8 protein-coding genes, 1 rRNA gene and 1 pseudogene are annotated in these 14,460 nt (G+C 44.8%); 8 read left to right on the plus strand and 2 right to left on the minus strand.

Annotated elements, in window-relative coordinates; genetic code table 11:
- Positions 1–141: 141 nt before the first annotated feature.
- The 5 genes and pseudogenes from DW981_RS05985 to DW981_RS06005 all read left to right on the plus strand — a co-directional run bounded on the left by DW981_RS05985 (position 142) and on the right by DW981_RS06005 (position 9,028).
- Positions 142–3,031 (plus strand): 23S ribosomal RNA (locus tag DW981_RS05985).
- A 582-nt stretch (positions 3,032–3,613) separates the two neighbouring features.
- A complete protein-coding gene (locus DW981_RS05990) occupies positions 3,614–4,411 on the plus strand; it encodes a ZIP family metal transporter (protein WP_022024661.1) in 798 nt (265 codons plus the stop codon).
- A gap of 446 nt (positions 4,412–4,857) precedes the next feature.
- Positions 4,858–5,759, plus strand: a pseudogene (cysD, locus tag DW981_RS05995) (sulfate adenylyltransferase subunit CysD).
- 132 nt (positions 5,760–5,891) lie between these two features.
- Positions 5,892–7,703, plus strand: coding sequence for an adenylyl-sulfate kinase (cysC, locus tag DW981_RS06000; protein ID WP_022024658.1), 1,812 nt, complete (start codon positions 5,892–5,894; stop codon positions 7,701–7,703).
- Positions 7,703–9,028: a chromate transporter gene (locus DW981_RS06005; RefSeq protein ID WP_118507095.1), complete on the plus strand. Its 1,326-nt coding sequence runs from the start codon at positions 7,703–7,705 to the stop codon at positions 9,026–9,028. Before cysC ends, DW981_RS06005 begins: the two co-directional genes overlap by 1 nt.
- Here DW981_RS06005 and DW981_RS06010 read toward each other — a convergent pair.
- Positions 9,025–9,516, minus strand: a complete 492-nt coding sequence (locus tag DW981_RS06010; RefSeq protein ID WP_118507096.1) for a shikimate kinase — start codon at positions 9,514–9,516, stop codon at positions 9,025–9,027. The two genes, DW981_RS06005 and DW981_RS06010, sit on opposite strands and share 4 nt — an antisense overlap.
- A 258-nt stretch (positions 9,517–9,774) precedes the next feature.
- Between DW981_RS06010 and DW981_RS06015 the strand changes: the two genes are divergently transcribed.
- On the plus strand, positions 9,775–11,094 hold the full coding sequence (locus tag DW981_RS06015; protein ID WP_118507097.1) for a sulfotransferase domain-containing protein: 1,320 nt from the start codon (positions 9,775–9,777) through the stop codon (positions 11,092–11,094).
- Positions 11,095–11,215: 121 nt separating this feature from the next.
- Positions 11,216–12,115, plus strand: coding sequence for a chemotaxis protein (locus tag DW981_RS06020; RefSeq protein WP_118507098.1), 900 nt, complete (start codon positions 11,216–11,218; stop codon positions 12,113–12,115).
- 144 nt (positions 12,116–12,259) lie between these two features.
- Here the strand turns inward: DW981_RS06020 and DW981_RS06025 are convergent, their stop codons facing one another.
- Positions 12,260–13,165 (minus strand): S8 family peptidase, encoded by a 906-nt coding sequence (locus DW981_RS06025; RefSeq protein ID WP_118507099.1) that lies wholly within the window; start codon positions 13,163–13,165, stop codon positions 12,260–12,262.
- 160 nt (positions 13,166–13,325) lie between these two features.
- Here DW981_RS06025 and DW981_RS06030 point away from each other — a divergent pair, with 160 nt between their 5' ends.
- Entirely contained in the window at positions 13,326–14,450 is a 1,125-nt protein-coding gene (locus DW981_RS06030) for a CDP-glycerol glycerophosphotransferase family protein (RefSeq protein WP_118507100.1), read from the plus strand.
- Positions 14,451–14,460: the final 10 nt, after the last annotated feature.

Genomic DNA, 14,460 nt, shown 5'->3' on the forward strand with positions numbered 1-14,460 from the left:
TTGAAAACTGCATATAGAAGAATAAATCATAGAGATATGATTTGTCAGACATCCAAGCCAAATAATTCTGAAGAATTAATTGACAAGCAAAGAAAAAAAGATGTAACGCTATACATCGAACGAGAACAAAGTTCTTAATCAGGTCAAGCTGATAAGGGCGCAGGGTGGATGCCTTGGCACTAAGAGCCGAAGAAAGACGTGACAAGCTGCGATAAGCTGCGGGGAGAAGCAAATATTCCGTGATCCGCAGATTTCTGAATGGGGAAACCCGGCTGAGCAAACCTCAGTCATCCATACGCCAATACATAACGTATGGAAGGGAACCCGGGGAACTGAAACATCTAAGTACCCGGAGGAAGAGAAAGAAACATCGATTTTCTGAGTAGCGGCGAGCGAAAGGGAAAGAGCCTAAACCGGATCGCGTGCGATCCGGGGTAATGGACTGCAAAAGTGAGCTGAAAGATAGAAGAAGGGTTTTGGGAAAGCCCGCCATAGAGAGTGAAAGCCTCGTAATCGAAATTGGAAGGCAGCGGCAGTATCCGGAGTACCACGAGACACGTGGAACCTTGTGGGAAGTCGGGGGGACCACCCCCCAAGGCTAAATACTACTTAGTGACCGATAGCGCATAGTACTGTGAAGGAAAGGTGAAAAGAACCCCGGGAGGGGAGTGAAAGAGAACCTGAAACCCTGTGTCTACAAGCTGTGGAAGTGCTATATATGCACAACCGCGTACTTTTTGTAGAACGGTCCGGCGAGTTATGCGGTGTGGCAAGGTTAAGCAGAGAAACTGTGAAGCCGAAGGGAAACCGAGTCTTAACAGGGCGTCAAGTCACATAGCATAGACCCGAAACCGGGTGATCTACCCATGTCCAGGTTGAAGCTGCTGTAAAAGGTGGTGGAGGACCGAACACACATCCGTTGAAAAGGGTGGTGATGAGGTGTGGGTAGGGGAGAAATTCCAATCGAACCCGGAGATAGCTGGTTCTCCTCGAAATAGTTTTAGGACTAGCCTGTTATTAGTCTGCTGGAGGTAGAGCACTGAATTCCTGCGGGGGCGTCAAAGCTTACTAAAGGATATCAAACTCCGAATGCCAGCCAGATGATGTAACGGAGTCAGACTGCACGAGATAAGTTGGGTAGTCAAAAGGGAAAGAGCCCAGACCACCGGCTAAGGTCCCAAAGTGTGTGTTAAGTGGAAAAGGATGTGGGGATTCGAAGACAACTAGGATGTTGGCTCAGAAGCAGCCATTCATTCAAAGAGTGCGTAACAGCTCACTAGTCGAGAGTCCCTGCGCCGAAAATGTCCGGGGCTGAAACACAACACCGAAGCCGTGGAATCGAGAGATTGGTAGAGGAGCATTCTTATCACGAAGAAGCTGTACCGAAAGGAGCAGTGGAGAGATAAGAAGAGAGAATGCCGGAATGAGTAGCGAGAGAAAGGTGAGAATCCTTTCGGCCGAATATCTAAGGTTTCCAGAGTAAAGCTGATCTGCTCTGGGTAAGTCGGGGCCTAAGGCGAGGTCGAAAGACGTAGTCGATGGACAACAGGTTTAGATTCCTGTACTTCATGATATCAGAACTGTGGGGACACAGAGACAAAGGACGAGCCGGGAATGGAAAAACCGGTGCAAGCGAGGTAGCTTCATGGGAGGGAAAACCCCCATGTATAAGGCGAATGCGTGAAGCGTAGCGAACTTAAAAGTAGCGAAGCGTGTGGAGTCACTGTCAGGAAAAGCCGCTATTGCGTATCATGAACCCGTACCGTAAACCGACACAGGTGGATGAGGAGAGAATCCTAAGGCCGACGGAAGAAGCATTGTTAAGGAATTCGGCAAAATGACCCCGTAACTTCGGGAGAAGGGGTGCCTACGAATGTAGGCCGCAGAGAATTGGCCCAAGCAACTGTTTAGCAAAAACACAGGTTTATGCGAAACCGAAAGGTGAAGTATATGAGCTGACGCCTGCCCGGTGCTGGAAGGTTAAGGGGAGAGCTTAGAGGCAACTCGAAGGTTCGAACTTAAGCCCCAGTAAACGGCGGCCGTAACTATAACGGTCCTAAGGTAGCGAAATTCCTTGTCGGGTAAGTTCCGACCCGCACGAAAGGCGTAATGATTTGGGCACTGTCTCGACAATGCATCCGGTGAAATTGAAATACCAGTGAAGATGCTGGTTACCCGCGCCAGGACGGAAAGACCCCATGGAGCTTTACTCCAGTTTGATGCTGGGATTCGGTACTGCATGTACAGGATAGGCGGGAGACTAGGAAGATATAACGCCAGTTGTATCAGAGTCGCTGTTGGGATACCGCCCTTGTAGTACTGGGTTTCTAACCTGCCACCGTGAACCGGTGGAGGGACAACGTCAGGCGGGGAGTTTGACTGGGGCGGTCGCCTCCGAAAGGGTATCGGAGGCGCTCAAAGGTTCCCTCAGAATGGTTGGAAACCATTCGAAGAGTGCAAAGGCAGAAGGGAGCTTGACTGCGAGGTCGACGGACCGAGCAGGTACGAAAGTAGGACTTAGTGATCCGGTGGTAGAAAGTGGGATTGCCATCGCTCAACGGATAAAAGCTACCCTGGGGATAACAGGCTAATCACTCCCAAGAGTTCACATCGACGGAGTGGTTTGGCACCTCGATGTCGGCTCATCGCATCCTGGGGCTGTAGCAGGTCCCAAGGGTTGGGCTGTTCGCCCATTAAAGCGGTACGCGAGCTGGGTTCAGAACGTCGTGAGACAGTTCGGTCCCTATCCGGCGCGGGCGTAGGATATCTGAAAGGAGCTGGCCTTAGTACGAGAGGACCGGGCTGGACGGACCGCTGGTGTATCTGTTGTCATACCAATGGCATAGCAGGGTAGCCAAGTCTGGAAGGGATAAACGCTGAAGGCATCTAAGCGTGAAGCCCCCCTTAAGATAAGATATCCCTGGAGTTAATCCAGTAAGACCCCTTGAAGACGACGAGGTAGATAGGGCAGAGGTGGAAGTGTGGTAACACATGGAGCTGACTGTCACTAATAGGTCGAGGGCTTGACCAAAAAGGAACGAAGGCGTCGGTCTGCGAAAGAAAGTAGCCATGAAAAGAATTTTCAATGGCTGGTTGAAAGAGCAGACAGGCATCTGAGTGGGAAAAGGCATGAAATAAACGAGCGAAGCGAGTTTATGAATGACCCCGCGAGGAGGCGTAGACGACGCTGGAGTGGAGTCTCAGATATGAATGACCGCGAAAAGGCAGTAACATCTGAGCGTAGGAACGAAGGCATAAGGCATCTGAGTGGGAAGATAATGACCCCGCGAAGAGGCAAGGACGATGCCGGAATACCAAGAACAAGTTCAACTTTGTGGATGAAAGATACTATATGCAGTTTTGAGTGTTTAAGAGGATACTAAGAAAGACATGGTTTCGGCTATGTCTTTTTTTGATATAGGAAAATACTCGTAACGTATTACTTACTCAAACTTGCCATCCCGGAAGTTATTGCAAAACTACATATCGCTTATTATGTCAGCAATAAATGTGACATTTTGACCTTAACAGCATATTATGGTAGTATACTCATTGGGTTAGCTATAACTAACACATTTGCAAATATGTTGGCAGAAGGGAAAGTAAGATTACTATGAATATCAATACATCAGAATTATTTGTATTAGCAATACCCTTTATGGGAACTACACTTGGTGCAGCAATGGTTTTTCTGCTGAAAGATAATATTGCACCCAAGTTAGAAAAATTATTGTTAGGTTTTGCATCGGGGGTGATGATCGCAGCATCGGTGTGGTCTTTGTTGATCCCATCGATAGATATGCAAAAGGCGAGAAATGGTGTGGCATGGCTGCCGGCTTTGGTAGGATTTTTGGTTGGCATTGCATTTTTATTGCTTTTGGATACGGTAATACCGCATTTACATCTGAAAAGTACAGAGCCGGAGGGAATATCAGTAAAAAAGGGACATATATCCAAAACAACGATGATGCTATTTGCGGTTACTCTGCATAATATTCCGGAGGGAATGAGCGTTGGCGTCGCATATGCGGGGGCTGCCTTACAGGGATCCGGCATTTCGACAGCGGCAGCTTTTGCCTTAGCTATCGGTATTGCCATTCAGAACTTTCCAGAGGGAGCCATTATTTCTCTGCCGTTATGCGCAGAAGGAATGAGCCGGAAAAGAGCGTTTATCTGCGGGATGCTTTCCGGTATTGTGGAACCGATCGGGGGATTTATTACAATTTTGATCGCCGGGCTGATCTCTCCGATTTTGCCATATTTATTATCGTTTGCGGCAGGGGCGATGATATATGTCGTGATCGACGAGTTGATACCGGAATCGCAGGCGGGGGAACATAGCAATATTGGAACGATCGGCGCAGCGGTTGGATTTGCGTTGATGATGGTGTTAGATGTCGCCCTTGGCTGACCATGAGGATGGTGACCTATAAAAAAGAACAGATTATTACGAAAGAGGACTTATAATAAGGTGATACAAAGAGGATTGACAATGAGATGATACAAAGAGGACTGACAATAAAGCGATAAAAAAAGACTTGATAATGAAGCGATACAAAGAGGACTGACAATAAAGCGATAAAAAAAGGCTTGATAATGAAGCGATACAAAGAGGACTGATAATGAAGCAATTCAAGGAGGGGACAATAAAACGGCAAAAAATGGCTGACAAAAAAATGACACAAATCTGAACCAAATTTGACACATTTTATTCCAATTAATGTCAAATTTGGTCGATATTATTTTTTTTGACGAAATCGGACTGATGAATGATGAAGTATTAGGGAGATGTTGTAAGAGTTTGTTCTTAATATGAAAGGTATCGTCTGATAATAATGTCAAGAAAGAAGGATAAAAATGAAAGACAGATTGTCTCATTTGGATAATTTGGAAGCGGAAGCGATTTATATTATTCGGGAAGTAGCAGCGGAATGTGAGAATCCGGTGATGTTGTATTCGATCGGAAAGGACAGTTCGGTGATGTTGCATTTGGCGTTGAAAGCGTTTTACCCGGAGCAGCTCCGTTTCCTTTTTTACATATAGATACTACGTGGAAATTTCACGAGATGATTACGTTTCGAGATAAGATGGCGCAAAAATATGGGCTCCGTATGTTAGTTTATACGAATGAAGAGGGGGTAAAGCAGGGGATCAACCCATTTGATCATGGATCTGCATATACAGATATCATGAAAACGCAGGCACTTAAGCAGGCGTTGGACAAATATCATTTTGATGCAGCATTTGGAGGCGGTCGTCGCGACGAAGAAAAATCTAGAGCGAAAGAACGTATTTTTTCATTTAGAAATAGTGAACATGGCTGGGATCCAAAGAACCAGCGGCCGGAGATGTGGAAGTTATTTAATACGCAATTGTTTCAGGGGGAAGAAGTTCGTGTTTTCCCGTTGTCCAATTGGACAGAGAAAGATATCTGGCAATATATTCGTAAGGAAAATATTGAAATCCCTTCCTTGTATTTTGCAAAAGAAAGACCTGTGGTGGAACGCGATGGCAATTTAATTATGGTGGATGATGACCGTATGCGTTTGCTGCCGGGAGAGAAACCGCAAATGCGTAAAATACGATTTCGAACGTTGGGATGTTATCCGCTCACCGGAGGTGTGGAATCGGATGCGGATACGTTAGATGAGATTATTGAAGAGACGCTTGGCGCCGTATCCTCAGAGCGGACGAGCCGCGTGATCGACAATGAGGCGGCAGGAAGTATGGAACGCAGAAAACGAGAGGGCTATTTTTAGTATAATACGTTGCCTGTTACGATCTGGCGTTGAATATAAATATGCGGATCTGAAAGAAAACCTTACGAGATAGGAAGAGAAGGAACAGATCATAAGGCATAAATTACGAAATATGGAAGTGAGAGGATAACGATGCAAAGCTTATTGAAATTTATTACATGTGGCAGCGTAGATGACGGAAAGTCTACATTGATCGGGCATATGTTATATGATGCCAAACTGCTTTTTGCCGATCAAAAGAGGGCACTGGAATTAGACAGCCGAGTAGGCAGTACCGAAGGACAGATTGATTATTCGTTGTTGTTAGACGGACTAATGGCCGAGCGGGAGCAGGGAATTACGATAGATGTGGCGTATCGCTATTTCACGACAAAGGAACGAGCTTTTATCGTGGCAGATACACCGGGACATGAGGAATATACGAGAAATATGGCGGTTGGGGCATCTTTTGCAGATCTGGCAGTCATCTTGATCGACGCAACAAAAGGTGTGTTATCTCAGACGAAACGGCATACACGTATCTGTGCAATGATGGGAATACGATCCGTTGTGTATGCGATCAATAAAATGGACTTAGTGTCCTATAAACAGGACAGATATGATAAGGTTTGTAAACAGATCAAGAAACTGACAGCAGAGTATGCGTTCCAAAGTTATATCATTCCGGTATCTGCGACAGCAGGAGATAATATTACCAGCCCGTCCAAGCATATGCCGTGGTATAAGGGAGATACGCTGTTGCATTATTTGGAAACAGTAGATGTGCAAACGGAGGAAGCACAAAATGGCTTTGTAATGCCGGTGCAGAGGGTGTGTCGTCCCAACAAGGATTTTCGTGGGTTCGCAGGGCAGATCGAGGTTGGAGAGTTATCTGTAGGAGACGAAATAAGGACGCTGCCGAGTGGCGAAACAGCGAAAGTGACGCAGATTTTTAACACGGACAGATCCGTGGAACATGCGATAAAAGGGCAGGCGGTAACAATATGTTTAGACCGAGAGGTGGATGTATCCAGGGGATGCATGTTATATCGCAATGCATCGCTGCAAGTAGGGCATATGTTTATCGGTAAGCTTTTGTGGATGGATGATAAACCATTGATCGCAGGGCGTAATTATCTCTTAAAAGTAGGGACGAAATCAGTACCCGCAGTGGTTATGAAGATCCGTGCCAAAATAGAAGTCAATGAGGGGAATGAGGTCCCGGCAGATAAAATTTTCAAAAATGAAATGGCAGTGTGTGAGATCAATTGTCAGGAAAAGATCGTTTATGATCTTTTTGCACATCATAAGGAACTGGGCGGTTTCATTTTAATTGATCGTGTTAGTCATATGACTTCAGCTTGTGGAACGATTGAGCAGCGTTTGCAGCGGGAGGATCATGTCGTTTGGCAGAAGATGGACATCACACCACAGTATCGTGCAGAACATATGAATCAAAAGCCAAAGACAATATGGTTGACCGGATTATCTGGTGCCGGTAAGTCAACGATTGCAAATGCTTTGGAAAAACGTCTTGCTGCAGAGGGAAGATTCACAATGACGTTGGATGGAGACAATGTGAGGATGGGACTGAATCAAGATCTTGGTTTTGAGGAGAAGGACCGTATTGAAAATATCCGTCGGGTCAGTGAAGTGGCAAAACTGATGAATGATGCCGGACTGATCGTATTAGTGTCATTTATTTCTCCGTTCCGGGAAGAACGACGAAAGGCGCGGGAAATTATTGGAGAGCCGTTTGTTGAGGTGTATGTGAGCACATCCTTAGAAGAATGTGAGCGCAGAGATGTGAAGGGGCTGTACAAAAAGGCGAGAAGTGGAGAAATTGCTGAATTTTCGGGTATTTCCAGTCCGTATGAGCCACCGGAGCATCCGGACATTATCGTGGATACAACCAATCGAAGTGTAGAAGAAGTGGTAGATGAACTTTGGGAGTTTTGTCAGTAATGAGAGGTACAAGGATCAGGGGATTGATGCAGGCTATGCTGCGAGTCGGTGTGATCGGCTTTGGAGGTGGCAATGCGTTGATCCCGGTTATGGAAAAGGAGTTTGTGACGAAGAAACTGTACGTCACGAAAGAAGAATATGACGAGGCGGTTTTGGCAGCAAGTATTACGCCCGGGGCACTTCCTGTGGAGATTGCCTGCGGTATTGGCCGCAAGTATGGAAGAGCTTGTATGCTGCTTGCTGCCAGTCTGGTCGCACTTCCGGGAGCTGTGGCTACCGTTGCACTGTTAGCGATGATGGAACATATTGATGAGCAGACAATACGTTGGTTATCTGTGTTTACCAAAGCGGTTAGTTTATTTTTGATCTATCTGTTGTTTCGCTACATTTGCGGTATTGCCCACGAGGCGATGCAGGAGAGCCGAAAACGATTTGGAAAGGTGCTTCTGATATTTGTAGCAGTATTTTTGCTCTGTGGTGGCAAAAATCTGTACCGTCTGATGGGAATTCACGCCAGGCCGTTATTTGTACTTTCTACAGTTAGTATTCTGGGTCTGGCACTGTTTTTTATTTTGTGGACACAGGGGCGGTATTCAGTGAAGCGTGTTTTGGTGCCGGGAATATTGATCGGTGCGTATCTCGCCTGTGTTTGCTTAGAACGGCATTATGAGGTGGCACCGGTAAAAGGCATTTTAGTGATACTCATGATCATGGTTACCATAGGAAAACTATATGTTACGTATATTCAGCGAATGAAAGGAATGCATGCGGTAGGATCGATTGGAACGACTTTGTTTGGAATTGGTAAGGAGACTATCGGAGACATTGTTGTATGGCTGTGTTTTCTTGTTGCATGTACGCTGCCGATGATCATTTTATTTTCACCCGCTGCGGATTATCTGCTTAAGGGAATGTATTCGTCTTTTTTGTCTTACGGAGGAGGCGATGCTTATCTGACTGTTGCAGATGGTGTATTTGTAGACACCGGGATGGTAAAGGAAGGGGTATTTTATCAACAATTGGTTGCCATTGCGAATGTATTGCCGGGGTCGATCCTGTGTAAGATACTTACCGGTGTTGGCTATTTGATCGGCTATGGGATTCATCAGAATATCATAGATGGGATTTTGATTGCTTTCTCAGGATTTGTATGCAGTATTTGTGCGTCGGGGATCGTATATTCGATAGGGGATTACCTTTGCAAAAATTTTGAGCAGTTGCCGTTGTTTGAACTGATCAAGCGATGGCTTCATCCGATCATTGGCGGCTTGCTGCTCAATGTTATAGTTGCGCTTTTGAACCAGATATGGCTGCCGATGGTTTAGAAAAGATAAGTGATCTTTTTGACGATATCGCGGATCGACAGATCTTCGCAGTCTACAGTCACATCTGCATAGCGCTCATAAATAGGAATACGTTCTTCGTACAGGGTTTCCAAAGTCTCTCCGGGACGGATGGAAACGCCACGTTTATTGAGATCACCAAGACGTTCGGTCAATTCTTCATAGGATAGTTTAAGATAGACGACCGTTCCGAGGGCTTTTAGGTGCATCATCGCTTCGGTGCCATATACAACGCTGCCACCGGTGGCAATGACAGTGTCTTCTGCTTCGATAGATGCATTTACCTCAGACTCGATCTGATTAAAACGCTCCAATCCGTATTTTTCAATGATTTCATGAAGCAGGAGTCCCTCCCGTTCCTGGATCAACAAATCAGAATCAAGAAATGCGTATCCGAGTGTTTTTGCCAATACAACGCCGACAGTGCTTTTGCCGACGCCCGGCATACCAATTAAAATAATGTTATTCATAATCATCCTCCATACTCCCACGACCACCCGGTCAGGGTGATTTGGTACAATACGAATTTGTTTGTTATGTACCTGTTCGTAATATGCAGTATGTATTGTAGTAGATTTTGGCTAAAATGTCAAAAAAATATTACAAATATGACGGAAGTATGACATAGTGAAGAAGTAATATGTGAGGGAAGAGGGTAAAGGATAGAAAAAAATATGGGGAATGAGAGTGAGGGAAAAGGATAGAGAAGAAATATATGGGGAACGAGAGTGAGGGAAAAGGATAGAGAAAAAATATATGGGGAACAAGGAAGAAAGGAAACAATTGTGATGGAAAAATGCGAAATGAAAGAAATCCATACGAAAGAGGAGTTGACAAAAGTATTTGAAGAGGAAGAAGATCTTGTGATCGTGCAGCACAAAAGGGTAGCCCGTGTATTGCTAAGGTTTGCCGGACATCTGCCGTTTCAACCACAGATCAAGGAAGTGCTTACGTTTATTCCGCTGACGGCACCGAAAAAAATTCTTGGAACACCTTGTGTGGACACGACAATGACCACGGCACGGGCAAAGGCATTGTATGTGATCGTCCGTTTACATGAAGAGGCGCATGAAGAGGCTGTGGAAGCAGCTAAGCAGTTTGGTGCAGTACGTATTTTGCTGGTGGATTATGAAGTGTTTGCAGAGATTTCTCGGCAGGAAAATCCGCATATGGATTTCTTATGTGTGGGCTTCACGAAGTGCGGCACGACATCGCTTAGCAATGCATTACGTGAATGTCCGGAGATCGTACTTCCAAAGGGGAAGGAGACGTTCTATATGCATTGGCGTAACAAATATGATGATGCGCCGGAACGGTTCCGCCACAAATATTTTCCAGAGCAGAATCCAGATAAATTATATGGGGATATCGAGCCGTCCTATCATGGATCGGCACGCAATGTGTATGAGTGTTTTGGACCGGAGGTCAAGCTGCTTTTTTTGGTACGACAGCCGTCGCTTGCGACGTTTTCTTATTATAAAATGTTAATGCGCAGACCGAGACATTATCGATATGTTCGCTATTATCGGGGATTTCGCCGTTATTCGGTCAAATTATTTACCAAGTTTGCAAATGAGGAGATTTATACGGAGCGTAAAGATCGTTTTCAGTATGACAAATGGATCAATGAGTATTTGCAATACTTTCGACCGGAACAGATCAAGGTTGTTGTGATGGAAGAACTGATGCGGAACTCCGAAGAGCAGATGAAGGAGATTCAAGAGTTTATCGGTGTGAAACATCCGATCTGTGTGGAACAAATGCCAAACAGCAATGAGGGCAGTGCTGTTTCTGCCAACTGGCTGGGGGCATATATCAATTATCGGTATTATGCGTCGATCCGTGGGCGAAAGGAAAATACGACACGCAGTAAAAAGCAAAAATTATTTTTTCGATTTGCGAGATGGGTACAGCGTTATACAACGATCGAAAATCACGACAAGATGACAGATGAACAGAAACGTAAGATGGATGCTTTCTATAAGCCAAGTGTAGAAAGATTGGAGAAGATGACAGGGCTGCCGGTGAGAAAATTGTGGGATATTTGAGTGTCCGCTTGCAAAACAGTGTGTAGTCATGTAAAATATACGTATACATAGAATCATATTTTGCTCGTTACGAAATATGTGAATGGGGAATAGTGGAGTCAGATCGGAGGTTTGCATTACTATGGATACAAATATTTTATTAGAGAGTGGAACAAATGAATTGGAGATTTTGGAGTTTGTCGTGGACGGACATAACTATGGAATCAATGTGGCAAAGATCCGCGAGATCATCAGTTATACAGAATTAACGCCAATCCCGAATGCACATCCTTTTGTGGAGGGAGCATTTAGTACGCGCGGAGAGACAATTACTGTTGTCAATCTGGCGAAGTGTCTGGGAATGAATGAGCGCGAAGAGAAGAAGACAGATATGTTTTTGGTGACATCCTTTAATGGAACGAATGCCGCTTTTCATGTACATAGCGTAGTGGGGATCCATCGTGTGAATTGGTCACAGATCGTGAAGCCGGATCGTTTGATCAGTAATTCGCGAACAAGCATGATCACAGGTATTATTAACATTGATAAGCATCTTGTGATATTGTTGGATTTTGAAAATATTGTGGCACAGATCTCACCGGAGGCAGGCATTCAGTTGTCGGATATTGAGCGGTTAGGGTCGCGTCCAAAGAATAACAAACCGATTTTGTATGCAGAGGATTCTCAGTTTTTGAGTTTAATGATCTATGATGGACTTACGGCAGCGGGATTTACGAATCTGATGCCGTTAAATAATGGATTGGAGTTGTGGGAGCTGCTGGAGCAGTACCGTCAAGAGGGAACCTTAAAAGAGAAGGTTGCATGTGTCGTGACGGATATTGAGATGCCGCAGATGGATGGACACCGTCTGCTCAAGCTGATCAAAGAGACGCCTGCGTACAAAGATATTCCGGTCATTATTTTCTCTTCATTGATCAATGAAGAGATGCGCCACAAAGGAGAGCAGCTAGGTGCGGATGCACAGTTTTCCAAGCATGAAATGGCTGAATTTGTCAAAGAGCTGGATCGTGTTTTGGCATAAAAGATATCAGATAAGAGCCTTCCGTGTATCGGGAATGTCATTCGAGCATGATGACGTTTCCGATGCACGAAGGCTCTTTTTACATTAATCTTTATAGGAAACCGCTCACAATGTGGTGTTATGCAAAGCGCTGGCTTTGCTTTTTTATAGTCTTGTTGGCGGAGTGGAAAGCATGAGGTCGCATTGAATCAGTCCCCAGCCCTGTCTCGTATGGCTGTATCCAAGATCGAGTGCGGTGTTGCGAAGGTGCAGCTTTATTTCGCGATTCGTCAGATCCGGATATTTTTCTAACAGGAGAGCGATGCATCCGGCTACGATCGGTGTTGACATAGATGTGCCGCTTTTGGCCTGATAGGAGGAGCCTGCAGCGAGACTGACAATGCGTGATCCCGGTGCTACAATATCCGGTTTTTTTATACAGCTATTGGTTGGACCGCGGCTGGAATAGTCGGAGTCAAAACGATACTGTAACGGGTCGGAAGAGCCAACGGTAATGATCTTACGGCTGTTGCCCGGTGCACCAATACTTCCGGGAGCCGGGCCATGATTTCCGGCAGCTGTGAGGACAACAAGACCGTGTTCCCACAGAGAGTTGACACTTTTTACGAGAGGAGAGTTTTCGTCAAACTGTCGGCCGCGGGTACTGCCGATGGAAATATTAACGATGCGGATATTATATTCTTTGTAGTGCTGTAACAGCCAGTGAATGGCTTCTAAGACGTGTTCAATATGCCCTTCGCCGTTTTTGCCAAGCACTTTGATGGAATAAAAATGACATTCCGGTGCAACACCACAGTAGAGTCCGTTTGAGACGGAGCCGTTACCGGTCAAAATGCCGGTAGTGTGTGTTCCATGTCCATTGTCATCGTAATAGTGTGTTTTATGATTGACCAGATCCAGAAAACCGGCAAGACGATATCCGCCTTCTTTAGAATAAAAATCCGGATGAAAATCAATGCCTGTATCCAATATAGCAACACCGATCCCTTGCCCGGTCAGACCGTGTTGTCTGGCATAATCTAAATGAATGATAGAAGAGACTCGGTTCATAGAGCCCTCCTTTCGAGTGGTAATTTGTTTTCTATTATTGTATGCATACGAGAGGTGGTACGGAAGTGGGGATTTACAAGTAAAGTGATATTCTGTTAAAATATAAAGTTAGTTGCCGGCAATGAACGTTGGCGAGTTTGGAAAGGAATAAAAAAGTCGTATGAAACAGTTAGGTTACTATGTATTTGCGGGAATATATAATTTGCATCGAAAATTTGCGAAGATGCATAATAAAGTTGTACTTTTTAATGGACATAACCATGGGCTGAATGGTAATTTGGAGTTGGTGTCTGAGGAGATTACAAAACGTGATCAGGGCTGTCAGATTGTGGCATTTAGCAAGCAGGATCTCTTTCATCCGAACGGAGGGATATGTTCTAAGATTAAGGGAATACTGTGTTTTTTTGTAAAAGTACCGTGGAATATGGCAGATGCCGGGAAGATCTTTCTCAATGACAATCTGCTTCCGCTTGCCTATATGCATACGGAGGGGCAGCAGATTATTCAGTTGTGGCATGGTGCTGGTGCGTTTAAGCGATTTGGTCTTTCTACAGAAGAAAATCCGAATGTTCGTAAACAGGTTGCTGAGGCTAATAAGCATGTGACACATCTGTTTGTCACTTCGACGCAGATCATACCGTATTATAGTGAGGCTTTTGCCATTCCGACAGATCGCATTTATGCAACGGGCATTCCGGTTTTGGATGCGTATTTTGATGAAGAGGACAAGAAAAGACGAGCAGAGAATGTATATCGTCAGTATCCGGTCCTTCGTGATAAAAAGGTATTATTGTATGCGCCGACGTTTCGGGCAACGGCAGAGGAAAATGCACAATTATTGGAAAAATTTGACATTGCAAAAATCTGTCAGACACTTGGAGATGATTGGTATGTTCTTGTTAAACTTCATCCGAAATTTCCGTCAGAAAATATTACCTTGCATGAACATTGCCTGAATATGACAGACTATAGTGATATAACAGATCTTTATATGGTCGCAGATTGTTTGGTCACAGATTATTCTTCAACCGTTGTGGAATATGTGCTTTTAGATAAGCCGATTATATTATTTGCCTATGACCTTGACAAATATGACCGCGGTTTTTATCGTGACTATCGTTCGACGGTTCCGGGTGATATTGCATATTCGACAGAAGAACTTTTGCAGCTTTTGCAAAAAAATGTGGATAATGCTCAAAAACGCCAAGATTTTGCCAAATTACAGTATGATTATATAGAAGGCGGATCTCTTGACAGAGTATTTGCAATATTACAGAAAGAGTAGAGCATGGAGG

The organism is Clostridium sp. AM49-4BH, from assembly GCF_003478335.1.
Taxonomy (GTDB): Bacteria; Bacillota; Clostridia; order Lachnospirales; family Lachnospiraceae; genus Butyribacter.